Source organism: Fodinisporobacter ferrooxydans, assembly GCF_022818495.1.
GTDB lineage: Bacteria > Bacillota > Bacilli > Tumebacillales > MYW30-H2 > Fodinisporobacter > Fodinisporobacter ferrooxydans.
In genome coordinates, this window is sequence record NZ_CP089291.1 from 4,752,617 (window position 1) to 4,776,502 (window position 23,886).

Annotated in this window: 18 protein-coding genes; 5 read left to right on the forward strand and 13 right to left on the reverse strand. The window is 43.3% G+C overall.

Going from position 1 to position 23,886, the window contains the following annotated elements:
• From LSG31_RS22745 to LSG31_RS22790, 10 genes are all read right to left on the reverse strand, one after another.
• On the reverse strand, window positions 1-945 hold the full coding sequence (locus LSG31_RS22745; protein WP_347437316.1) for a DevR family CRISPR-associated autoregulator: 945 nt from the start codon (window positions 943-945) through the stop codon (window positions 1-3).
• Window positions 942-2,657, reverse strand: coding sequence for a hypothetical protein (locus LSG31_RS22750; protein ID WP_347437317.1), 1,716 nt, complete (start codon window positions 2,655-2,657; stop codon window positions 942-944). Before LSG31_RS22750 ends, LSG31_RS22745 begins: the two co-directional genes overlap by 4 nt.
• Window positions 2,644-5,043 carry a CRISPR-associated helicase Cas3' gene (gene cas3 / locus LSG31_RS22755; protein ID WP_347437318.1) on the reverse strand — a complete coding sequence of 800 codons (2,400 nt, stop codon included), beginning with the start codon at window positions 5,041-5,043 and terminating at the stop codon, window positions 2,644-2,646. Before cas3 ends, LSG31_RS22750 begins: the two co-directional genes overlap by 14 nt.
• Before the next feature lie 346 nt (window positions 5,044-5,389).
• On the reverse strand, window positions 5,390-6,358 hold the full coding sequence (cas6, locus tag LSG31_RS22760) for a CRISPR system precrRNA processing endoribonuclease RAMP protein Cas6 (protein WP_347437319.1): 969 nt from the start codon (window positions 6,356-6,358) through the stop codon (window positions 5,390-5,392).
• Window positions 6,359-6,476: 118 nt separating this feature from the next.
• Window positions 6,477-9,947 (reverse strand): UvrD-helicase domain-containing protein, encoded by a 3,471-nt coding sequence (locus LSG31_RS22765; RefSeq protein ID WP_347437320.1) that lies wholly within the window; start codon window positions 9,945-9,947, stop codon window positions 6,477-6,479.
• Window positions 9,944-12,682 (reverse strand): PD-(D/E)XK nuclease family protein, encoded by a 2,739-nt coding sequence (locus tag LSG31_RS22770; protein ID WP_347437321.1) that lies wholly within the window; start codon window positions 12,680-12,682, stop codon window positions 9,944-9,946. The genes LSG31_RS22765 and LSG31_RS22770 overlap by 4 nt, the downstream gene beginning before the upstream one ends.
• Window positions 12,669-12,965, reverse strand: coding sequence for an adenine nucleotide alpha hydrolase family protein (locus tag LSG31_RS22775; RefSeq protein ID WP_347439585.1), 297 nt, complete (start codon window positions 12,963-12,965; stop codon window positions 12,669-12,671). Before LSG31_RS22775 ends, LSG31_RS22770 begins: the two co-directional genes overlap by 14 nt.
• Before the next feature lie 111 nt (window positions 12,966-13,076).
• Window positions 13,077-14,771 (reverse strand): methyl-accepting chemotaxis protein, encoded by a 1,695-nt coding sequence (locus LSG31_RS22780; RefSeq protein ID WP_347437322.1) that lies wholly within the window; start codon window positions 14,769-14,771, stop codon window positions 13,077-13,079.
• A gap of 424 nt (window positions 14,772-15,195) precedes the next feature.
• Complete coding sequence (locus LSG31_RS22785; protein WP_347437323.1) at window positions 15,196-16,302, reverse strand: GerAB/ArcD/ProY family transporter; 1,107 nt, start codon at window positions 16,300-16,302, stop codon at window positions 15,196-15,198.
• A 156-nt stretch (window positions 16,303-16,458) separates the two neighbouring features.
• Window positions 16,459-17,163: a glycosyltransferase family 2 protein gene (locus LSG31_RS22790; RefSeq protein WP_347437324.1), complete on the reverse strand. Its 705-nt coding sequence runs from the start codon at window positions 17,161-17,163 to the stop codon at window positions 16,459-16,461.
• Window positions 17,164-17,395: 232 nt separating this feature from the next.
• Here LSG31_RS22790 and LSG31_RS22795 point away from each other — a divergent pair, with 232 nt between their 5' ends.
• Window positions 17,396-17,587 carry a heavy-metal-associated domain-containing protein gene (locus LSG31_RS22795; protein ID WP_347437325.1) on the forward strand — a complete coding sequence of 64 codons (192 nt, stop codon included), beginning with the start codon at window positions 17,396-17,398 and terminating at the stop codon, window positions 17,585-17,587.
• Window positions 17,588-17,703: 116 nt separating this feature from the next.
• Here the strand turns inward: LSG31_RS22795 and LSG31_RS22800 are convergent, their stop codons facing one another.
• Window positions 17,704-17,892, reverse strand: a complete 189-nt coding sequence (locus LSG31_RS22800; protein WP_347437326.1) for a hypothetical protein — start codon at window positions 17,890-17,892, stop codon at window positions 17,704-17,706.
• 243 nt (window positions 17,893-18,135) lie between these two features.
• Between LSG31_RS22800 and cimA the strand changes: the two genes are divergently transcribed.
• The 3 genes from cimA (at window position 18,136) to LSG31_RS22815 (ending at window position 21,330) form a co-directional block, all read left to right on the forward strand.
• Complete coding sequence (cimA, locus tag LSG31_RS22805; RefSeq protein ID WP_347437327.1) at window positions 18,136-19,743, forward strand: citramalate synthase; 1,608 nt, start codon at window positions 18,136-18,138, stop codon at window positions 19,741-19,743.
• A gap of 157 nt (window positions 19,744-19,900) precedes the next feature.
• Complete coding sequence (locus LSG31_RS22810) at window positions 19,901-21,118, forward strand: MFS transporter (protein WP_347437328.1); 1,218 nt, start codon at window positions 19,901-19,903, stop codon at window positions 21,116-21,118.
• A gap of 41 nt (window positions 21,119-21,159) precedes the next feature.
• The gene (locus tag LSG31_RS22815; RefSeq protein ID WP_347437329.1) at window positions 21,160-21,330 is read left to right on the forward strand and encodes a hypothetical protein; all 171 of its coding nucleotides are present in this window, start codon (window positions 21,160-21,162) and stop codon (window positions 21,328-21,330) included.
• Between the two features lie 105 nt (window positions 21,331-21,435).
• Here LSG31_RS22815 and LSG31_RS22820 read toward each other — a convergent pair whose 3' ends face one another.
• Complete coding sequence (locus LSG31_RS22820) at window positions 21,436-21,930, reverse strand: methylated-DNA--[protein]-cysteine S-methyltransferase (RefSeq protein WP_347437330.1); 495 nt, start codon at window positions 21,928-21,930, stop codon at window positions 21,436-21,438.
• A 34-nt stretch (window positions 21,931-21,964) separates the two neighbouring features.
• A complete protein-coding gene (locus LSG31_RS22825) occupies window positions 21,965-22,945 on the reverse strand; it encodes an NAD(P)H-quinone oxidoreductase (RefSeq protein WP_347437331.1) in 981 nt (326 codons plus the stop codon).
• A gap of 129 nt (window positions 22,946-23,074) precedes the next feature.
• Between LSG31_RS22825 and LSG31_RS22830 the strand changes: the two genes are divergently transcribed.
• A complete protein-coding gene (locus LSG31_RS22830; protein ID WP_347437332.1) occupies window positions 23,075-23,863 on the forward strand; it encodes a sirohydrochlorin chelatase in 789 nt (262 codons plus the stop codon).
• Window positions 23,864-23,886 lie beyond the last annotated feature (23 nt).

Consider the following 23,886-nt stretch of genomic DNA (forward strand, 5'->3'; position numbering starts at 1 on the left):
CTACCTCACTTGCTCGATGAGATCCGCCATAATTTTTGTAAACTCAGATTGGGACTCAAACTTATACGTTGTTATAGCATCTGAAAACAACCGATTCAGGTTTTCCTGAATTTTTTGAACTTCATCAAGATACGACCCATTCAAAGGACTAACTGTAGGAGCAGGTATGGCAGCAGTCGATGTTGTTACAATCCCTTGAAAATTGACGATATGCGGGAATTGGGTATTTCTATGGGCACCAAGCGGCCTAATAAAGGTCAGCAAAATACTCTCAAGCAGAGCCCGAGTTCGCTTTTTACGATCCTCATCAGTAATCTGGTATTCACGTTCAACATCATTAAACCCTACTCTTGATAATTCAGCATTCATAACAAGAGCATATTCACCAGAGCTCGCAGGTCGATAAAAAATATTCTGTCCAAGATTTGCCCCTGATTCATCGCCAGAGCCTTGACCACGGTTGTTATCAAATTTAACGTGAAAATAAGATTCAGTCCGAGTTTTCTCAGGAACTCCAACCAACCAACCAAATTCTACAGTAGACTTTCTTGGAGTCGAACGTCCACCCTGTGTGATCAAAACACCTTCCAAATCATCCACCGCACAGTGTTGAAGAACTTTTTTCAATGTATCTCCAATCGCATTTTTATCGCCAAGAGATTTAAAAAACTCTGCATCCGCATTAATACGATTGGAATTAAACTTGGTACATCCTGCACAAAGTGGAAGTTCCTTTTCAAGAGCCAATCCATGAAGATGCTCAGCTTGGATATGCTTAAGCATATCACCAGAAATCGCGTTTACAACTGTCGGTTCACCATTTTCGTCTACAATATGAACCATTCGCGTCTGTAATTGATTGCCTTCCGCCCCTTCATTATTCAAAGAGTGCATATCAATTGTTAATATCCCTGAAATAGAGAGAGATTGCATCAACATTGTCATATTCCAACTTCCTCCTCGGTATAATCATTATCTTCATGTGTCTTATCATCTTTTGCCGAAGCAAAAGCGATCAGAAGCATAGCGATTGCTTCAGTTTCTTTTTGCCCTTTGTAGCGATCCAGCAACTCTCCAAATTGACTTAATTCCTGCTCTGAAACCCGTTTACGGCGTCGTCCAGGCTTATCCCGAATCTGTTCCTCTCTTCGTGCATTTTCGTAGTTGAATTCATTTACAAATTCTGCTATAACGCATAGTAATTCTTCGCGAAATTTCGCTTTACGTTTGATTTCCTGAAACAAACCATATTTAATGTCAAAGACCTGTTGTCCTTTTGATTTCAGGTATTGCTCACTGACTGTAGCCTGTTTGATGGCTCGTGCAATCCCCCGGAATCCATCATTTTCAATAATCTCTTTAACAGGTAAACCTATTTTTGACATTCTGAACAGCACCTCCAAATTTGACGATTGAAACGATCGAATGGGTCGATTTTTATCTCTTCGACTCATAATAAGTGGCCCATAACTCCCTAAAAATCTTAAAAAAACAATCCAATCCGAGGCAGAGAGAAAATCCCGATAGAGCTGAAGAAGCGACGCTTCTTCATGTTTGTCTTCATCTAATAATTGAAGGGCCTTTTTATGTTCTTCAATCAAGTTTGTCCATCTATTGATGTCGTTTTCATCGTAGATCTGAAACCAATCCGGTAGCCCAACTGAAGAAATATTGGACACCGGCCTTGCCGACCCCAAGGACTTAAAATAAGCTGTTTGTACCGAGGAAATAACGTCCCTGGGAGTCATTCCTTGGGGAGTGATATATGCCCATTCATCGATTTCCTTCTTTTCAGACTTCCCGAGAAGAAACGTAACCAAATCAAATACTGCAAAGATGTCGGCTTTACGTGAATTCCAGACAGGAGTCAACTCCAAACGGTTTAGAGTTTCCAGATTACCCATGCCAATATTTCCTGGGACGGGGACCATCATTTTGATGTCATCACCGATGGTATACCCCCATAGTACAACCTCAGACCCAATAAACCGTAACCATTCTTCAAACCAGTCTGTGAAAACCGAAGGTAGGGATGCACGTGCCGCACTGTCAGGTTTGGGGCGATTGATTCCTTTTCCGATAGCAGGGTTGAATACCTGAACAGCCGGAATTTTTGGCCTAAATTTGGTATTGATATCGCCAGACAGTTGCCCAATTCCCAAGGAAGCTAATTTATTTTTCACACTTTCAGCCAAATCATCTAAACTCGTGGACCATATCTCTTCGAAAAGTTTATTACGGACATTTATACCTTGTAAAATGTTTATTTTCTGGTATGAATAAAAAATTCTAGGCGGTTCCGGTAATTCCGAAAGATCTTGACCAGCTTTTTTCCGTTTTCTTGCTTCTCTTAAAGTATCTGCCCTTGCTTTATTTTCAATATAATTAAACGTTCTTGCTCCTGCGGGCGGGGTTTCTTCTGGTTTTGTCTGTATAAAATAAAACAATGGTTCACGTTGTAATACTGAATAATCCGCCTGTTCCAGATCGATTGATTCAGCAAGTTTTACGCGAAAACTCCCTGACTCCTCGATAACCTCTGTCTCCAATGTTCCTCGGGAAATTGCCCATATCATCTTCGAGAGCCCTACGGCAGCCAAAGCATCTGCATATGTCCCAGTACGTTTTTGGATGTAAAATTGATTATACTTCGTCATTCTTCCCCTCCAATCCCAACTTATTATTGTGATTCTGCTGGGATCTACGATCTGATAGCCGTAATCTTCTCACCAAGTACCAATAAAACGCCAATACATTTCGATCTTGTAACCATGTAACAAGATTATCAAAATGATGCGATTCATTTTGCGGTTTTAAAAATGGTTCATAATGTAGCCCCTGTAAACTACGAATCACATGTTCCCTTGCACCTTTGGCAAAGACAATCGGTTCTGACCTTTCGCTGAAAGCATTGTGATGACGTAAAATAGCAACTAATAGCGGGACCGCTATCTTTTTATCACGGAATTCTTTTCCTACCCATTCCTGCAGTGCAATTGCACCTTCACCAGCGTGAGGTGGCCTTTTGTAAGAACTTTTGTTGTTTGCGCGTCGTTCAAACTGATTTTCTGCATCAAAATCAGTATGAGCTAGAAATTCATGTTCTTGCTTGTTTTTGACGTCCGCTTGCCAAAGTCGGACTTTCCGCTGAAATTCAACACCTAATTTCCCTACATCATGCAATGCTGTGGTTAGTTCAGATAATTCATCCACTTTTTGTGCACTTAGTTGAAAAGTTGATGCTATATATTTCGATGCAACACTGTACTTTTCCTTTTCTTTCCTGTGCACATCCCTAACTTCTTTTATATGCTCCATATACGTTTCCCTTAAATAGCTATATCGTTCAAAAGCGGTTCCAGATTCATCTAAGAGATATTTTGAGTAGGTAAGTCCAGATTCTCCAAGCAACAGTCCTACTATATTGTGATAATTTGCAATCTGCGGAGCCAGAACCAGCAGTGTAACCTGCAGAGCCTCTTGTGTTCGTTTTATCGGTCGCCATTGAATCTCTTCCCCATAGTCTTGGCTGTCGGGAAACTCGGGAATAAAGACAAGTTTACTTTCTTCCCATTGATATTTATTATCTTCAGCTAAAGTATGCAAAAAATAACGGAGCCTCCCACGACTTATCGATACAACCTGTGGTTTTTTTCGCAAATCCAATTCTTTCGGATCGGGGTGAAGTATTATGGAAACATTGTCAATGCTTCTGACGAGTCCGCTTGTATCCGCATTTCCGGTGATCAACGCATTCGTTATTTCTTTACTCCGTATGAACAAGTCTCTTATAGTTTCAGTAATTCTCTTTTGATCAATTGGTTCATGGACCTCTGATATCCAAGTTTCTTCAAGTTCGGGAGTCATTTTCGCATTCGGAGGCAGGTGTTGCAATAGTTCTTCCGTCTTCAACATTATTTTTATATCTTGTTGGTCGCCATTTTTTGAGGCATAAGGAAGAAAATTATATTCATCTCCTTCTCTTACCGAATAGACATAAACATTGCCCTCCTCATCGGGAAAACGGGCACATCTGCCAATTCGCTGTATGAGAGAGTTTGCTGGACATAAATCTGTTAATAGAACATCTGCAGAAATGTCCAGCCCAGCTTCAACAACTTGAGTTGCTATAAGAATACCCTCCTCAGTGGAATTCTTGGAAAATATTTTAAGTATCCACTTCTCGACTTCTTCACGATGGTCTTGAAACATAGTAGAGTGAAGAACTTTCACTTCAGGTTTTATATTTGCACCAGACAGTTGCTCATCCAATTGGAAAAAAAGTTGTTGAGCTTTCTCTACCCTGTTTACCACAACAAGAGTTCTTCCACCTTGATGTTTTCTGACTATTTCACTTGCAGATAACGGGACGTTGGACCAAGTGATATAACGTGTACAGTTGGGAAGCATGTTCTGTTCCTCTTTTGTAAGGGCTACAGCTTGTCCCTTCAAATGTCGTTCCAAGGTTTGTACCACTGTTTGCGGAGCCGTTGCCGTCATGACAAGAAAACGGATATAGGGAGATAGACGATCCATCATGTCAAGGAAAGTCGGCAATGCCTCTCGAAACGACAGCAAATGAAACTCATCAATAACTATGTAAGACCCGATTAGGGCTCCCGGAGAAATGTTTGCCGATCGTTTGGAGGTTCCATAAGGCAAGCCAATATACGAACTTAGCAGTTGATCGATCGTTGTGAAAATAACATCCCCCTCAAAGAAAGAGTCGTTAGGCTGGTTACCCATTTGAATTGTAGAAGTCAGTTCGAATCTTGAAATAACTGACTTTGTTGATTCGTACAATGAAGAAGCTAAAGTCCTTAATGGAAGAGCGTAGATCAACCGATCTGCAAAAGAAAGCTCCTTACGACGAGCGTATAAAAATGGAAATAATGCTGTCATTGTTTTCCCCGATCCAGTAGGGGCGGTCAAAACCACATTGCGACCTTTAAGTAGAAGCTCAGCAACACGTAATTGGAAGTCGTAAGGTTTGATTGGCTTTCTATTTTTATTGGATAATAATTCCACAAAAGTTTCTTTCATTTAAAGACACCCCGCATACTATGTTTGCCCCCTATATTCGGGTCATAAATAATCGAGACATTATAAATCTCTTCATAACTTTCAGTCCCCTGTGAAATTTCGGGTCAATTTTTGTATATACTTATCAAGAGAGGTGCCTTCTCACCTCTCTTGATACATCCTATGGGGTACCTAATGAATTAAAATAATGGTGATTTTGATAATTACGTACAGCGCTGTTAAATAATTCATTAGGATCACCCCCTTTTTCTTTTTCTGTAACTATTTTTATCTAATCAATTAATTTTCATTCGTTAAAAAACTTGAGATTATAAATATCTACATAAAGGATCGTAAAACAATCATTCTAATGATGAACTGTTACTCGGGTTCTCCCGAGATCAAAAACCGTATTCTTTCCTATATGAATAATCTCCGCTACACGCAGCCACGGCAGAAACTCCCCTACCTCACCTTCATATTGTGCCCACCCAACGATGCCACCCATCTTCATTTTAGAGTCTTGGCGAGCCGAGTAGCGATCATAGTCAACCCATTTAACTTCTTTTCTGACAAGTTGAATTTGTTCCGACTTTAAGATTAGGTTTTTAATATCCCATTTGGGCGTTATATCATGATGAAATTGGAGTAAGCCAGTCATTCGTCGTAGGATATTCCGAATGAGTAATGGGAAAGATGGATTGTCAGAATATATACCCTGTGATTTAATTCGTAATGGTGTTTCAAAAAAGACCATCAGCCGACCTTGTTCCGGTGCCTGACTCTTAGCTCCTTCCCATATATCCCTTCCTGTCAGGACAATGGGAGAGTGAAATGTTACATTCTCTTCATTCAGAAACATGGTTCGATGGTTACCCATTTTCATATCACGATTTTCAACGTGAACTAAACGGTAGCCCTTTCTCCCCCTGCCGATTCCCTGTTCACCTAGTTCCTTAAATGTACTGACAAATAAAGGAGCATAATGAATTGCTTTACCAAACAACAGCAGATTAACAGAAAGAAGATCACCTGGCTCATAAATGGTTTGTTTATCAGTAGGCACTTCCAAAATATATGGACGTGGAACCTGCTCATACCCCCCCATAAATGACTCTTCGTGGTTAGGTCTTGTTTCAAAGATATAAGGATAAGCACAGTAAGTTAACGCCGAACAAGCTCCGCAATCTTCTCCAGGATTTATACAAGAAAGTCTTTTAAATACATGTCCAAATGCCCCACGAAAGGTTGAGGCTTTCCAAGCAGGCAATTCCAACCCCCGCTCCCCGGCCTGCAGCGTAAACCGATATTTCGCAACTCTCAATTCATCAAACAAGCTTGTTTCCTCCTAGAAGTCCCCTTGAAACGGGTCATATGAGTTGGTCTCTATTACCAATTATTTCGGCACTAACCATAAACTTCCTGTGGCCAACATAAAATTTTTTATAAAAATTCTACCCAATGCAATCCGAGTTGGGTGCCTTCAAATTCTTCTCCTCATTCCATACCTCATACATCTTCCCTAACAGCCTGTCCCTTGCCTCTCGATCACAATCCACTTCCACAAAATTTCCTGTTGCCGTCAGATACAAGCCAGCACGATCAACTTTCCAGCCCAGAAGCTGTTCCACCACATGGGTATAAATTTGGACTTGTGGTGTATACCTCTCCACCACCTGAAGTATATCCTTCTCACTTTGACACCCGTGCGTCTTAAAATCTACCAGTGTGACTCCTCCATCATCCCGCAGCCACACTTTGTCAATAACCCCATTCAACAGCAATCCATCTTCCCCAAAAAACCGAATGGCAAAAGGAAGTTCACTGTAGACAACTTGGGCTTTCCGGCATTCTGTTTGAAGTTCCCCCTTAAGATACGAATCAATCTCGGGACACAACCGCTGCCAAGCAAGGTCGCACATCTCTTTACTGGTTATTCCCAAAGCAGCGAGTGCTGCTTTCAAATGACGGGTCCGAATCGTTTCAAGATCATCGTGCGGCCCTAGAAACTCCAATACAGTATGCAATAAATGCCCCCACTCATGCCCTTCGAGATTGGATCGTCCAAAGTGTCTCGCTGGTAAAAATGATTTACTGGTTTCCCAAGTCTCCCCGGCAAGTATATCCACCCACTCTGTTACACTCCAAATCCGTGCGGCAAACCCGGTATTTACATTCCGATATTCCTTAACAATTTCCTTGCCCGTGATTCGCCCAAGTTCTGCGTGTGAGACTGGGGATCTCATGGGAGTGCTAGGTGCCATCTTCGCCATCTGCACCGTTCGCTTCATTTCAGTGGTAAGGGCTACTTCTTCAAAATGAGGTGTCGCAGTTTTTCCAAGTGTTTTCCCAAGTCGGGTTGCCGAAGTTACATTCACTCGTGGCACTAAATCCACCTTATTACGAATTTGCAATTTCCACCCATTCTTCTCTACTATCCGCTCCTGAAGGCCTTCCCGCAGTTCAGGAACCAGAAACTGCAACCAGTCAAACCAGTTGGAGCACTCGTCTAATGATTCCTTCTCCGCGAAGCTAGAAGCAACTCCAGAAAAGATCAATCGTTCTTCAGCTCTGGTCATTGCCACATAGAATAACCTCTTTTGCTCGGAAACCATTGCATTTCTTTCTTCTTCCCGGGCTTTTGTAAAACTTAGGGACGGCAGCCAAGTCTTCTTGTTTTCATCGTAATACTGGGCCGTTAGTCCCCATGTATCGCTGAGATGCAGCCTTCCCATTTTCGTTGTAAAGCGGTGCGTGAGATCCGGAACAATAACAATGGGAAATTCAAGCCCTTTGGCCGCATGGATGGTCATAAACCGAACTGCCCCTTTGGTAACATCGGTCTGAATCTCCCCGTCTTTTTCTTCCTGATTTTGAAGTTGCTCCCACCAAGCGAGCAAATCGGAAAGGTGGATTTTTCCCCTTTTTTCGGCTTCCTCCGCCAACCGCACAATGCGATCAAAACTTGTCCCACCAAGCTTTTCTGCGATTGATTCTCCGTAAAGCACGTGATACAGCCAATCGGCTAACCCCATTTCTGCATACCGTTCTCGAAGGTGTGTTAAAAATTCTCTGGCCTGTACTAAACGCTCCCTATCTTCTTCCGATACCCTATTATCTTGCAATCCCCTGTTTTCTTCCAATACACTTGACTCTCCATCTCTTGACCTTCCATCCCTTGACTCTCCATCCCTAAAGAACTCCAGAAACCCTTTATGAAGTCCGTTATTTCTGGCTAATTGGCTGATTCCATCATCTGTCATTTCGACCAAGGGTCCCCGCAGATATCCCAATAAAGCCAATTCATCTCCTGGATCGTCCACCAGTCGAAGCAGATGATGCAAATCCCGGACCTCCTGCCGTTCCCAATATCCGCTGCCCGCGTACACCACATGCGGGATGCCGTATTTCGACAAAGCATTTTCGTATTTCTCCAAATGAGTTCGAGTTTGTAGAAGGATTCCGATGTTCCCATAATGGGCTGACCCCATCTCCAGGATTCTTCGGGCCACAAGTTCCGCTTCTGCTTTATGCGGATCTTTATCTTCAGTAAGTACAGGAATCAACATTTCCACAACAGGTTCTTCTTCGAACGGCTGCTTAAGCCCGGCCACCACTCCATCATCTCCGAACAAAGCCCGAGTCATATCCGATGCAAAAGCTACCAACGATGGACACGATCTGAAATTTTCCTTCAGTTGGATATAAGAATCCGACTTTTCAAGCTGGAGGCGCAACCTTTCAAACCCTTTGACATCCGCCCCGCGAAACCGATAAATGGACTGACGGAAATCCCCAACCATGAACAAAGAGGCTGTACCCGCAGCACCTTCCTCCAAATGTTCCAGCAACGATTGCTGAAGAGGATTGGTATCTTGATACTCATCCACCAGGATATGATTGTAACGTTTCCCATAGTAAGCGCGGGCTTCCTTGGATTCATGGAGAACATGGTGGGCTTTTCTCTGCAAATCTGCAAAATCGCACCACCCATTCGTTTCTTTCTCCTTGCTGTAGGCCAAATCCATCTGCTCCAGCAGCGCAAGAATTTCTTTTCGTACAACAGCGGTCTGATCTTCCAACAATTCTTGCCAAAGATTTTCATCTTTCAATCGCGTCAATCTTTCAAAAATCGGCTTGGCTTCTCTAGCCACACTTCGGGTGACTTGGGAAAACAGTGCCTTGAGTCCGCTTTTCATTTGGGAAATAGAAGCATTTGCGTCCTCCTTATCATTCTCATCTTCCCTGCATACGTGGATTGCTCTTATAGGGAGTTGGCGCCAAATATCAAGTATCGTACTCATGCGTGCAACCGACCCGCTCGCTGTAATGGTCCCGGATTGATGGAGCCTTTCCATGTGTTCCATCACCCGCAGCAATTCCTCTTCAAGAACTACTCTTAGGGATTCAATCGTGCTTTCGGTTCTTTCGCCGATGGATTTGAAATCCCAGGGCTGCTCCCGCCAACACTCATAAAGCGAAACCAACAGTCCACAGGCCAAATCCAGGCCGCATGCTTCCGCCCAACGAAGCACGCTTGGCAATCCCGATTCATAAAGCAACCGTTCTGTAAGGCTCTTCAACAATAGTTGTGCAGTGGTTTCATCAATCAAGGAAAATGAGGGATCCACATCGGCAAGCAGCGGATTTTCCCGAACGATACGGCCACAGAAACGATGAAAGGTCAGAATCGTCACCTGATTCGATCCCAGCTTTTGTTCTACTCGTTCCTTCATTTCCAGCGCGGCCTGATCCGTAAATGTAAGTGCAAGGATGTTTTCCGGCGAGATTCCTTTTTCATTCACCAAATAGCTTATTCTTTCTGTCAAGACTCGGGTCTTGCCGGAACCTGCCCCCGCCGCCACCAGAATTCGAGATCCTTTTGCCCGAATAGCTAATTTTTGCGATTCTGTCAGGTAGCTCATACAACCTCCCCCCTTCGATAACCATATTCATCTCGCCTACAAATCCCTAGGAACGAACAATTCTGGCATTCAGAACGTTCTCGGGGACGAGGCGCCACATCCCCCTTTAACATTTGCTTTACCAGCTCAAACAGTTGGTCATTGATTCGCTCGGCATACTCAGCAAAATCTTCCGGGGAATCAAATCCCACATTTCCTCCTTCCCCTGGATTCCTGACAACTGCGAATTGTCCCCCCAAAGGGCTAATCCCCGTTCCCGATAATTGAGAGTATGCCAGCAAATACAAAGCCATTTGCAGATCCCGTCCGTGTTCAATGTCCCTCCGAGACGGTCCCGATGAAAGCTTATAATCTAACACCCAAAATCCCTCTTTGCCAAGATCCACTCGATCAATGCTACCTGATACCCATAATTCCAAGCCTTCCCATTTTAGTAGCAGTGGTTGCTCACTGGAGGAAACGGCCATCTTCTCAGCATGGACACGTCCAAATCCCCATTCCGCGAGATGTTGAATCCCTTCTTGTTTCAGAAGTCCCCCACCTTCTCTAGCTGCAAATTCGAGCAAATCCCGCTTTAGCATCCGGCATTGTACTTCCCACTTCGGACCGGAGAATCCATACATACTTTCCAACCGCCTGAATTCTTCTTCCACCAAAAATTCCGCCCGTTGGGTAAGTTCTTCCTTTGAAAAGACAGGGTTCTCAACAAGTTCCCGAAAAACTCGGTGGAGTAAGCTTCCTTTATCTATGGGCAGAAGACCATTTTTCCGATAAATTCTTTCACCAACATGGAGAACACCGCTAGCCCAGTATTTGAAAGGACATTTGGCATATGTATTGATTCCCGTGACCGAAATCGGTTTATGCTGATCAAAAAATTGAACCGGTGTAGTATCGCGATAAAGATCTTTCTTCGGTAATCTAATTACATTTACAATACGTTCCTGATATCCTAACCATTCTGTCACGTACCTAGATAAAGTGGTTGCATGCCCCCGTTCATTCCGAAGCGAACTAAACAATACAAGTTTCTCTCCCCCTGCGGATACCGCCCATTCAAAAAGCTTACGATCCTCCAGTTCCTGTTTGCTGGCATTCGGGATTTTCAGCCCAAATTCAGCCTCCTCCCGTTTGCATAAATCCCAGATCCAATGAGGATCAAACGAACGCGGCCATACATCCTCAATGAGTCCAAGAACATAGACTTTCGGAAACGTAACTCCGTATATTTCATCCGTGTTGTACACTTGAATTCCATTTTCTTCCCTCCCAATTGGCAACATGGCTGTTGAAAGCCGTTCTGTTAACCATTTCATAAAGCGTTCAAGAGATATCTTCCGTCCCGCTTCGACAGGAAATGCCATCACAATTTCATAACGTGTCCGAATACAATTTCGAAGACTCTCATAATGCAATACCTGTAAGCTGTCATTTCGTGAGCGAAGAATGGTTCGTTCGTCTTTTTCAATAAAAGAAAGTAAATGATCCAGGTAATTGCCCCATGAATCACGCTCAGCTATGTGTTGAGTTATCCGGTTAATTTGTACCAGGAACCTAAACCACTTCCTCGCGGACACCCGTCGTTGTTCAACCAGTACTGTATCTCCATCGCCATCTAAATACTCCAAACGAATTTTGCTTCTTGCCAAATTCCCGCGAAAAAGAGTCATCCAATTACTGAATCCTGTCAAAACTCCCGATTCCTCTATTATTTTTCTACCCCAGGCAATCTCTTCTTCCAATAAACCTTCGAACGCTCCATGCAACCGAGCGCATTTCAACAGTGTTTCTCTTTCCCAATCCTTTTTTCTCAATTCCAGCAATGATAAAATTCTTTGCGAAACTGAAAGATTCAACATGGGGACATTTTTTGTGCCATGAACCTTTATACCTTTGCTGTAGAGTTCTCTTTTCACTAACTGTGAATAGTAGGAATTGGGTGTTACAATCAGAATTTCATCTTCCCGATACCCTAAGCTCATTTGGCGTTGAATATCAGAACTTGCCACACGAACTTCCTCGTAAGCCGTGTTTCCATACTTCAGACGAACCCTATCCGATTTGGCAGACCAATTGTCCTCCAAGGGATGAAGAGTAAATGACTCCGGAATCGCACTTCTGACAACTTCCAGGAAGCGTTGCAATTCTGGGCTATCCGGAAAAACTCCTTCCATAATCACCATTTCCCCCAATTGAGTACACTTGTCTTGTTCTTCCTCAACAATCCCGCTCGCGATTTGAAAGACCTGCTCAGTTTCTTTATAGGGAAAATCTAATCGACTTAGACAAATCAAATAGTTTTCATAGATACTGGTCAACTCTCTCAAAACAGGATCTTTTGTCTTCTTTAACAATGAAAGGCACTCCCTGCCTCCTCCTTTCTCTAGATCCTCAATCCATAAAGCGATGGATCTATACATCCCCGGATATTTCAATCCTGTTCGCAGGTGATTCACTTGACCCTGTCCATCCATAGACAACAGCACACTTTCCACAAGATCCTGTCGGGTTGCCTGATCGATCCGAACATACGCTTTTCCGCTTGCTTCGAGTATGTGATCAGCCAACTGATTCGGAGTCGTCCAATAAATCCCTATATAACCTCCTGTCAGCTGCAAAAACTGCTGTTTTCGTTGTTCAATCAGCAGGGGATGACTCCCTATGAACAGAACCTGTTTTCGTTCCCGTAGTGCTTTTGCCAACGTCCCCATACATACATCATTACCGTACATCATTGCAGTACCTCCTGTACTCGCAATCAGTACAACGGGCACGCGACTTGGGTTCAGGGAATGTTTCTTCCCGCATCAGACGCCGAATCGCTGTCACCAACGGAATCCCAAGTTCTTCGGCCAGGCGCGGGCCGGTCTGGGCAGATCCGTTGTCTACGCTCATTTGGCCGCCAAAAATCAGCTCATACCGCTCTTGGCGCGCAAACGCTGCAAGCATTTTTACGGCTACGAATTCATCTTCAAATAGCGCTTCATCATCAATCCGGACAGCCTTATCGATGTCAATAAAAAATTTTTATGAAAGGGGACTATTGGAGTATTAAACAAAGTGGAAAAAGGATTTCTGATAATATCAGAAATCCTTCGGGAAACGGATATGTATGGTAAAACTTTATCACTACACCTTAAATTTACTAATCAGTTCTTGCAGTTCGCCGGCCAAATTTGCCAGTGCGCTGGAAGATGCAGAGATTTCCTGCATGGAAGCCAGTTGTTCTTCCGTAGCCGCAGAAACCGTTTGCGTTTCCGATGTGATTTTCTCGGAAACTGCCGCAACATTCTCCACTACACCGACTACTTCTTCTGCTCCGGCAGATAGTTGTTGCGTCGCTGCCGTTACCTCTTGCACTTGTTTTGTAACTTCCTGCACCGATTGTTGAATCTTTTCAAAGGATTGTTCAGCCATATTTACAATCTCGATTCCGCTTTTCACTTCATTGGTTCCTGATTCCATTGCTTGTACAACCGTTTGGATCCCGCTTTGAATGGTCGTGATATATTCGGCGATTTGCTTTGCGGAATTGGAGGATTCTTCGGCTAATTTGCGCACTTCATCCGCAACGACAGCAAATCCCCTCCCATGTTCCCCTGCCCGCGCCGCCTCAATCGCCGCGTTTAATGCAAGCAAATTCGTTTGACCTGCAATATTGGTAATGACTTCGACTATTTTGCCGATGTTTTTTGCATGCTCTCCTAATTGCTGGATGGATTGAGAAGCGTCCAATACCGTTGTATTAATTGAATTCATTTGCTGAATCGCTTTTCCGATTGCTTGATTTCCTGCGACAGATGCTTCAATCGCATGATTGGCCGTCACGGATACCGTTTGCGTACTGCTTGCAATTTGCTGAATCCCTGATGCCATTCCATGAATGGTTTGCGCCGTTTGATCGATTTCCTGATTCTGTTGTTGAGAACCCGAAGCAACTGTCTGGACAGACTCTGCGATCTGCTCTGTTGCCCGGCTGGTTTCCTCGGAGCTTGCCAGCAACTGTTCGGAAGACGCTGCCACTTGCTCTGTACTCTGCTTGACTTGTCCGATGATCATACGCAAATTCCCCAACATCTGATTAAACGCATTGGCAAGATCTAGAATTTCATCCTTTGAGCGAACTGTCAACTCTTTTGTCAGATCCCCTTCGCCTTCCGCAATCTCCTTTAACTGTTTGGTGACCGTAACAAGCGGACGGAGAATGGAGCGAATCAAAGATATTCCAATGATTACCGAAAAAAGTATGGCAACCAGACCGAATGCAAATATCAATCGTTTGGATTGATTCGTGTTATGTTGGACACTTGCCCAAGAGCTGCCGGTCAATTTGGAAGTTTCCGTATCGATTTGCTCGACGATCGAGCGAAATGCATCCATCGACTGTTTTCCATCGTTAATCCGACTGCGCGCGGCTTCTACATTTCCATTTTTAATTAATTTTATTTGCGTATCAAAAAACGTTTGCAGTGTATTGCTTTCAGGAATTGCTTTTTGATCGATAAGAGTTTTTATGATTGCATCATTCGCATTCTTTTGAATATATGCCAAATCTTTCTCCAATTGTTGTTTGCCAGATCGATATGGATCTAAAAAACTGTCTTGTCCCGTTACCAGATACCCCCGAACTCCTGTTTCTTCGTTAACCAGATCTGTCAGCAGTCGATCAGCAGTCATGCGAAGCGGCATTACATCGATTGCTATTTTTTTCGTTTCATTCTGCATGCCTGTGAACGCTTGAATGCTAAACCAGCCATTCACAATAAATAATAGCAATACGACAAAAAAAGTAAGTAAAAGTTTTGTTCGAATTTTAAATTTCATGGTATTCTCTCTCCTTGTATTCTTGGAAATATAAGAAAGATAGGACGAATTCAGAAACAATGTAATTCCCTGAATCCGCGACAATAATTGTCGAGTGCCAGAGGGACCTGAGGCTTTTAAAAGTTGACAAATCATGAATGTAATACACTGTTTAGGTAATCCATCGATTCAGAATTTCATAAAAAATCCAATTCATGGTATACACTGTAAGAAGTATAGAACCTCGTATCAGCAAAGTCAATATTGCGGCTCTCTTATAAAACTATCAAACGAGTACCCCCTATTTCCCCATGTTCACAGGTCATAGAATCGACCGATCAAAACAAAAAAGCAAAGACCCCCGGTACGGGAATCCCTGCATGCCTGTCATCTGACATTTCCATACGATTTATAACTAAAAGAACTATAGCATGTTACACAATCTCTAACCCGTTTTCTGCTCCTTTTTTCGAAATCGAAAAAATACGAGCAGTACTGTAAGCAAGGGAAATAGTGCTTGCCATAAGAGACTGCTTGGGACCCAACCAAATTTAATAAACGCAAAGTACGCTGATAAATTCGCAGAAACCTGCATGGAAAGAATCAAAATAAAGATGCCCAAAGGAATTAACTGCCGATTGGCCGCCTGCAACCCGAATAATTTTGCCATGCTATGTACAGCAACATATAAGATAATCGACATTTTGATAAATCCGCCGGCAATCCATGTAATCAATGTCAGGATCTCGATTCGTTCAATAAAATCTGCAACCATGATATACCGTACTGCCTCATATGTAGGATAAAACAAGCGGCCGATCAAATCGCCAAAAACAGCCGTATTTCTGACTACATTGATTAAAAAAATGATTCCTGCAATGCTGGTTGCCAAAATTGACACTTTGTATAATTGTTTTTGATTTCTCACATGATGTGCGATCCCCCACACAAGAATGCTTTCTCCAAAGGGTAACGTGAAAATTTCAATCGCACCGCTTACAATATCATGTGTACTTTTTTCGAAAAAAGGCTGGAAATTTCGTATCGGATGTGCGGACAAATTGGTAAATAGCAATATGGTCGTAATTAAGGTTTCCAACAGCATCCAAAAAGCGATAACAATCGAACAACGTGCGATCGATTCGATCCCATGATACACGCTGTATATTACGACGACTATATAGGTAACTCCAATTACACTAAAAGGAGTTCTCAAATATGCAACGGAAGTCAAAAATGCTTCAAAGTCCCTTATTATATAAGATACCAAAAATATACAAATGATGATGAACAGAATGATGATACATGTCCCGACTATATTTCCGTAAAGAATTTTCATGATATCTACCCATGATTTCCCCGGAAATTTATTAAACACGTACGCATGAATACAATCAAACAAGATTCCCAGCAAGATTGCGATACACATGCTAATCCATGCATCATGTCCCACATCTGGGGCAATCGGCAGCAACGTCGTACTTCCAAACAGGAATACAAGCAAGAGAAAAAAGAACAAATTAGGAGATAACGCAATTTCCTGTCTTTTCATGGCAAGCCTCCCTCTTTGGGAGTATGCCTGCAATTCTTGATTTTTATGCAGAGATTCTTACTCTATGATTTTTCCTGAATCCGTGTCAATAGCCGCCAATTGCAGAAGGAACGGAGAAGATTGGTTAAAAAACTCCGCCCAGATTCAAATTTCACCTTATTGCAAGAAACGCATGGTCAATGCATGATATGTTTGCGCAGTTCCGATCCGTTTTCCTGTTTTCAACAAATAATTTATATCGGGAAACCAAGTATGGTGAATGGGATTTTTTCTGCGAATTCCAATGAAATGATTTTTGCTGGACGAATAGATTTTGTATCCTTTTTTGCGTGCCCGCTGTAAAAAATCAATATCTTCTCCTAACGTGATATTTCGAAAAGGGACAGTTTGCCAGACTGACTTTTTCATGAAAATCGAGCCGCCGGCAATAAAGTTGACAAATTTGTTTTCCCCTCCCGAAAAACGCAAAAGCAGCACATTTTTGTATTCGATAAATGTATAAATCGCTCGTTTCCCGACGATATCCGCTTTGACTCGGTTCATAGTTTTCATCGCTTCCTCGATATAACGCGCACCATAAAAGTCATCGTCATCAAACTTTGCGATATATGGATACACAGCTTTTTGAATCCCATAATTTAAACAGGCACCAAGTGTTGCCGTTTCCGGAAGCTTGAAAACTTTTACGTTTTTGAACTGGCTTGCTTTTCTTTTATATTCTTGCATACGCATATTGTTTCTATTTAATATAATAATCAATTCTTTTTTATCCCATTTTTGATTATTGTAGTTGTTAAAAATCATTTCCATGAATTGTGGTTTTTTTGTGCAAGTAATAATAGAAACGCCTTGATTCTCCATACAACGGCTCCCTCATCCTCGCAGGAATTTCTTATTCGTACGTGTTCAAAAAGTGCTGAAGGTGGAGTTTTGACTACTTTTTGAACATCCTCTTATTAACATAAAATATGGTTTTCGCAAGCGGCGGGAAACGGTTGATAGCCTTTTTATTCATGACAGCGATGATTATTCCTCAAGATAACGGGGAATTTTATAGGAAGATCGGTGAAACTGAAAAGAAAGGACTGATGATATGAATTGTGTCACGATTCCCGTAAAAGGAATGAACATGAATGCCATTGCAAAAGCATTAAAAGGGGTTCAAGGTGTTTCCGGTGTGGATATTGATCTATGGCAAAATATTGCCACTGTGACATATGACGAGACAATGGCGGATGAACAACATTTGCGACAAGTGGTGAATCATACCATCCACCATTCCTAACCTGCCAAGGCAAAATTCAGGCAGGCACATCTTTCAGTAAAAGCATCCAAGTAAAAGAGGGAAAGGACAATATCCCCTTCCCTCTTATCATACTCATTATTTATGTGCATTCTGCCTTATTCCACTGACGATGATTTTCCATTTGACGGTTCTTCGATCATTGCCGAATTTTCCAATGTCGAATCATAATATGGATCCCATTGACTTAATTCAAAGCGCCCGGCATCTTCCATCCATTTCCCAACCTTTTGCAGCATCCAGACTCCACCTTGTGCAGGCACTGTCCACAATTGTTTCCACTGCATATCGACAGACCATCCTTTCCACGCATTGACAAGTAAATAGTTTTATTGCTTCTTTTTGCATATAGCATTACCAAGTATCCGTTCGTTATACTAAGATCAGTATTGAAAATATATGGCTCATCACACAAAAGGACTTCAGGCAATTGATATATTCAGAACAATCCGATAATATAGAGAGAAAGATATAGTTTTGGGAGAAACAAATTCTGTCGGGGAACGTCCCCACATTAGGAGGAACCAGCAATGAGCCGTGTCTGGATTTACGATACGACATTACGGGATGGAACCCAGGGAGAAGGAATCAGTCTTACCGTTGATGACAAATTAAAAATTGCCACTCATCTGGATAAATTGGGTGTAGATTATATTGAAGCCGGTTGGCCAGGTTCGAATCCAAAGGACCTCGAGTTTTTTCAGCGTTGTCATACATTGCAGTTGACGCATGCCAAAATCACTGCGTTTGGCAGTACGAGACGGGTAGGTATAAACGTAGAAGACGACCCCAATCTGCAATCTTTGATTGCGGCAAATACAGACGTGATTACCATTTACGGTAAAACATGGAGCTTCCAGGTGGAAGAAGCATTGCGAACATCTCTTGAGTCAAATTTGGAGTTAATCTATGATTCCGTGAGATATTTGAAGTCTTTCAACCGGGAAGTCATTTTTGATGCAGAACACTTTTTTGACGGGTATAAACAAAATCAGGAATATGCCATTTCCTGTCTGCTGGAAGCCCAGCGCGCAGGAGCCGATTCGATCGTATTATGCGATACAAACGGCGGTAGTCTCCCACATGAAATTGCGGCAGCAGTTACGGATGTATGCGGCAAATTGCAAGTACCTGTGGGAATTCATACACACAATGACGGGGAACTTGCCGTTGCCAACTCTTTGGTGGCTGTCAGCGCCGGGGCAACACATATCCAAGGTACGATAAATGGATTCGGCGAACGGTGCGGCAATGCCAATCTATGCTCCATCCTGCCAAATCTTATGCTGAAAATGGGGAAACAATGTTTACGCGCAAAGGAAGACTTGGCTCTTTTAACATCCACTGCCCATTATGTGAGTGAGATCGCGAATGTACCGCCGTCTCGTTCGCAACCGTTCGTCGGAGCTAGCGCTTTTGCACACAAAGCCGGGATGCATGTAAACGCGATTGCGAAAAATCCGGAAACCTATGAATCGATTTCACCTGATCAAGTCGGGAATCATCGGCGGATCTTGATCTCCGAATTGTCCGCTGGAGATAATTTGGTGTATAAGGCAAATGAACTTGGCTTTCAAGTTGACCGTCAAAATCCGAAAACACGCAAAATGTTGCAGGAGATTAAAGATCTGGAATACAAAGGCTACCAATTTGAAAGTGCGGAAGCATCTCTGGAATTGTTGATCTACGAGACGTTTGCGCCGGAAGCGGATCGGTTCGAACTGCTTTCCTTCCGTGTTACGAGCGAGCGATCTCCCATGCAGGAAAGTTTGGCCGAAGCCCAGGTAACACTGCGTATCAATAGCCATGTGTTCCGCTCGACGGCTACCGGGTTGGGACCTGTCAATGCTTTGGATCACGCGATGCGCAAAGCACTTGCGACAGAGTATCCGTCTGTGAATTCTACACACTTGGTCGATTATAAAGTACGGGTGTTGGACGGATCCGACGGCACAGCTGCAAAAGTTCGGGTATTAATCGAAACAACAAATGGCGTACACAGCTGGACAACGATCGGTGTATCGGAAAATATCATTGAAGCAAGCTGTGAAGCCCTTGTTGATAGTTTCGAGTATTTCTTGATCAAATTCGATGCAAAACACGCAAGAGGGGAATTGGCAGAATCTGTGTCTGTCTAGCAATCCTCACTTTAAACGAGTAAATCTGGCAAAACCCTGTCCATCCTTTTACATTTTTTTGTAAATGTATGAACAGGGTTTTTCATTTCCGTCCGTTTCACATACTTCACACTTTTCTGGGCAAGTGCATACACTGCTGATTAAAGGAGGGGTATTCATGTTGCAAACACAAGCGGAAGCAAAAATAAGCCCGTTGCGCATGCTTGTAACATCCGGGATTGGACTGATGTTCGACAGCCTCGACGTTGGAATTCTCGCGTTCGTCGTCGTCGTATTAAAAAATGCCTGGCATTTGACAGCACAACAAGTAGGAATGCTAGGAAGCATCAATTTGGTAGGAATGGCTGTCGGAGCGGCAATGGCGGGTATGCTTGCAGATCGATTTGGCCGTAAAAACGTATTTTTATGGACATTGCTTGTATACAGTCTCGCAACAGGCGCCAGTGCATTGGCCGTCGGTTTCGCATCTTTGTTTGTTCTGCGGTTTTTGGTCGGATGGGGGCTTGGCGGAGAGTTGCCTGTAGCTACGACATTTGTACTTGAATCATCGCCGGAACAAGAGCGCGCACGAAGGGTTGTCTGGTTAGAATCTTTTTGGGCACTCGGTTCCTTGGTATCTGCCATTTTAAGCTACTTCGTCATTCCTACTCTCGGTTGGCGCATCGCTTTCTTAATCGGTGCAGTACCCGCATTATACGCCATTGTTTTGCGCAGAGAGCTGCCGGAATCACCGTTGTTCAAAAAATTGTCCAAAACGAAAAAAGAATCCCCATGGTCAAAATTTTCGCTGCTATGGAGTCAGACCAATCGCACCCAAACCATCGTCTTATGGGTATTGTGGTTTAGTATTTTATTCGCCTATTATGGCATGTTCTTATGGTTGCCGTCCATCATGGTAGGAAAAGGGTTTTCTGTCGTAAGAAGTTTTGGATATACATTGCTTATGACACTTGCCCAATTTCCCGGCTATATCAGTGCCGCTTATTTGGTGGAAACATGGGGCAGAAAGAAAGTATTGGTGTTGTATTCGATTTTATCCGCATTTTTTTCGTTGCTGTTCGGGTTCGCTCCCAACACGGCAGTCCTTTTAATCGCAGGACTTGGCTTATCATTTTTTAATCTTGGAGCAATCGGTTCCCTTTATGCATTCTCTGTCGAACAGTATCCAACCGCCTATCGAGGCACCGGGATGGGATGGGCCATGGGATTTGGCCGGATCGGCGGATTGATCGCACCGTATCTGGTTGGAATTTTGGTCGGTACACATGTTGCGATATCGAGTATTTTCGGAATGTTCTTTGTCATTACATTGATTGCTGCGCTTGTGGCTTGGATTTGGGGACTGGAAACGAAAGGACGCGCCTCCGTTTCATAGAACAGCAGTTATTGTAACATACTATTGACGAGGTGATCCGAATGTCCAACAAACACACTGAAAACCACAATTCCTATCTGACATTAAAAAATCAGTTAAAGAACAGTTATCAATCGGAGAAGGTCGTTGCCAGAACCGACCTGCAAATGGATAACGCTCAGTTTGTTGCGATACCTTGGAAACAGATTGCACGTACGCATGATGGAAACTAAGAACGGGTCACTGAAAGGAAAACCTTGTGCATACATATGCGCACAAGGTTTTTATTTTCCTTTGCAGTTCCCTTTCGATTTGTTTGCTTTAAAATTGTTGTCGTTTCAAATGGCGCCTTCCAGTTGCAATAAAAACGCTTTTACATCTGTACGATTTCCCGCATAACCGACAAGCGCTCCTTGCTTGCCAATGACGCGATGACAAGGAATCACAATCGGAATGGGATTGGCCCGATTGGCTTGTCCAATCGCTCGCACCGCTTTTGGATTCCCCACAGCAATTGCCACATCACTATAACTTTTCACAATTCCATAGGGGATATCCAATAGTTGTTGCCAGACTTTTTTGCGAAACTCCGTACCAACAATGGATAAAGGAAGGTCAAACTGTTTTCGCTTCCCTTTAAAGTACTCATCGAGTTGCTCCATCGCTTTTTTACAGTTGCCGGGCGCATGGGAAAGGGAACCGAATTGGCTTAACTCCTGTTGATCTTGCTGCCATTCGGCTTCTGTCATGGAAATTTTCCGTATTCCCCGTTCATCCAATATCACGTGGATCTCCCCGATCGGAGAAGCATACATATCAAAGAAAAATTTCATATGAATATCATTCCTTACACTCTATTCTCAAACGTTACAAGCGCAATACAATCTTGCCGATATTCTTGTTTTCCTCCATATATCGATGAGCTTCCGCCACATCTGCGAAGGAAAAGACCCGATCGACCACCGGAACGAGCCTGCCGTCACCAAATCTCTCCCACGCAAATAGCATAAATTTCTGAGTTAAATCGATCTTGCTATCGACCGAACGGGAACGCAAGGCCGTACCGATCACTTTCACCCGTTTGCGCAAAAGCTCTCCCAAATTGACATTCTGTACGTTTGCTCCGCCCATCGTTCCAATAATCAAAAGCCTCCCGTCATATCCGAGACACTGGATGTTTTGTTCCCAATAAGGAGCTCCGATAAAATCAAGAATGATGTTTGCGCCTTTGCCTTTCGTTATGTCCAAAACTTTTGGAGCAAACGGGCCATCAAGATATGAAAGAACACTGCCAGCCCCGAGAGACTTGCACATTTCCAGCTTCTCGTTCGTGCTCGCAGTTACGATCGATGTTGCACCCGCTTCCCGCACCAGTTGAATGGCTGCCGTTCCCACACCGCTGGCACCCGCGTGAATGACAACCGTTTCCCCGGTCGTTAGCTCGCCCAATTGAAACAAGTTCAGATATGCGGTTAAAAAAACTTCCGGGATGGCAGCCGCTTGTTCATAAGAGAGGCGCTCGGGAATTTTCATTGCCATCTGATAAGGAAGTGTTACATATTCCGCATATCCGCCGCCCGGCAACAATCCGCATACACGATCTCCCAACGAAAAACCTGTGCATTGTCCTCCGACAGCCACCACTTCACCAGCCATTTCCAGGCCCATAATTTCCGATTCGCCCTTTGGCGGCGGGTACAAACCGCGTCTTTGCAAAAGATCTGCCCGGTTTAGCGCCGTTGCATGCACCTTGATGAGCAGTTGGTCTGCTTTTGCTGCAAGATCCGGCACTTCACCAATATACAGTTGGTCTGTTCCTCCGGGTTCACGTATTAAAATCGCTTTCAATTCGCAGCATCCCCTTCCTCATATGGTATTATTTATTGTACCACGAACTGTTTTCCTACTATACTATTTAGAGGATGTTCAAAAAGCAGTCAAAACTCAAATCAATTTGCTGAGAAGGGAGCTTTTCCGTTGCTCAATCAGAAGTTCGGCGTGTTAGTAATCGCACATGGATCACCCGATCATGCCTGGTGTGAAATGATTCGCGAAATCGTGCGACAAGTCCGTATTTCTGTGCCGATCGAACTGGCATTTCTGGGAGGAGATGCGGAGACATCCATTCCCGCTACGGTAGCGCGAATGGAAAAAAGAGAGCTTCATCAGATCATCGTCGTTCCATTATTCATATCCAGTTACACAACACATATTGAAGAAATACGCTATATGCTAGGCATCGGCGGCAAACCATCATTTGAAACAGACGTGACAACGATTATTCATCATGCAGTTATTCATTTTTGTGAACCTTTGGATGACCATCCATTGATCGTGGATATCTTGCTTGAGCGAATCAAGGAACTGTATCATCCGAAAACGGATGAAATCGTACTTGTTGCACATGGGGTCAATGAAGAATCTGCCGCTCCACGTTATCAGCAGTTGATGGAACATTTGCAAACATCCATTCAGGAAGCATTGTCTGCATTCGATCCACACAGCGTTCATTTTGTTCATTACGGAACGTTTTATCCGGAAACGATTCGATCTGTAGTCGAACAAGCGGCGAATCAAAAGATTCCCATTGTCATTCCGTACTTTCTCAGTGAGGGACATTTTACAAAAACACTGATACCAAGAAAGCTGCAAGGGCTATTTTACAAATATACGGGCAAAGCGTTGCTGCCTCATCCGAATATCAGTCGATGGATTGAATTGCAAGTGTGGAATGTATGGAAAGAAAAAGGCTCCCGATACGAGTAAGCATAACGGGAGCTCTCATCCTT

Bases quoted from the DNA above. Each gene is read 5' to 3' on its own strand.
- LSG31_RS22745 (WP_347437316.1), bottom strand. From the start codon at position 945: ATGACAATGTTGATGCAATCTCTCTCTATTTCAGGGATATTAACAATT.
- LSG31_RS22750 (WP_347437317.1), bottom strand. From the start codon at position 2,657: ATGACGAAGTATAATCAATTTTACATCCAAAAACGTACTGGGACATAT.
- cas3 (WP_347437318.1), bottom strand. From the start codon at position 5,043: ATGAAAGAAACTTTTGTGGAATTATTATCCAATAAAAATAGAAAGCCA.
- LSG31_RS22765 (WP_347437320.1), bottom strand. From the start codon at position 9,947: ATGAGCTACCTGACAGAATCGCAAAAATTAGCTATTCGGGCAAAAGGA.
- LSG31_RS22770 (WP_347437321.1), bottom strand. From the start codon at position 12,682: ATGATGTACGGTAATGATGTATGTATGGGGACGTTGGCAAAAGCACTA.
- LSG31_RS22780 (WP_347437322.1), bottom strand. From the start codon at position 14,771: ATGAAATTTAAAATTCGAACAAAACTTTTACTTACTTTTTTTGTCGTA.
- LSG31_RS22785 (WP_347437323.1), bottom strand. From the start codon at position 16,302: ATGAAAAGACAGGAAATTGCGTTATCTCCTAATTTGTTCTTTTTTCTC.
- LSG31_RS22790 (WP_347437324.1), bottom strand. From the start codon at position 17,163: ATGGAGAATCAAGGCGTTTCTATTATTACTTGCACAAAAAAACCACAA.
- LSG31_RS22795 (WP_347437325.1), top strand. From the start codon at position 17,396: ATGAATTGTGTCACGATTCCCGTAAAAGGAATGAACATGAATGCCATT.
- LSG31_RS22800 (WP_347437326.1), bottom strand. From the start codon at position 17,892: ATGCAGTGGAAACAATTGTGGACAGTGCCTGCACAAGGTGGAGTCTGG.
- cimA (WP_347437327.1), top strand. From the start codon at position 18,136: ATGAGCCGTGTCTGGATTTACGATACGACATTACGGGATGGAACCCAG.
- LSG31_RS22810 (WP_347437328.1), top strand. From the start codon at position 19,901: ATGTTGCAAACACAAGCGGAAGCAAAAATAAGCCCGTTGCGCATGCTT.
- LSG31_RS22815 (WP_347437329.1), top strand. From the start codon at position 21,160: ATGTCCAACAAACACACTGAAAACCACAATTCCTATCTGACATTAAAA.
- LSG31_RS22820 (WP_347437330.1), bottom strand. From the start codon at position 21,930: ATGAAATTTTTCTTTGATATGTATGCTTCTCCGATCGGGGAGATCCAC.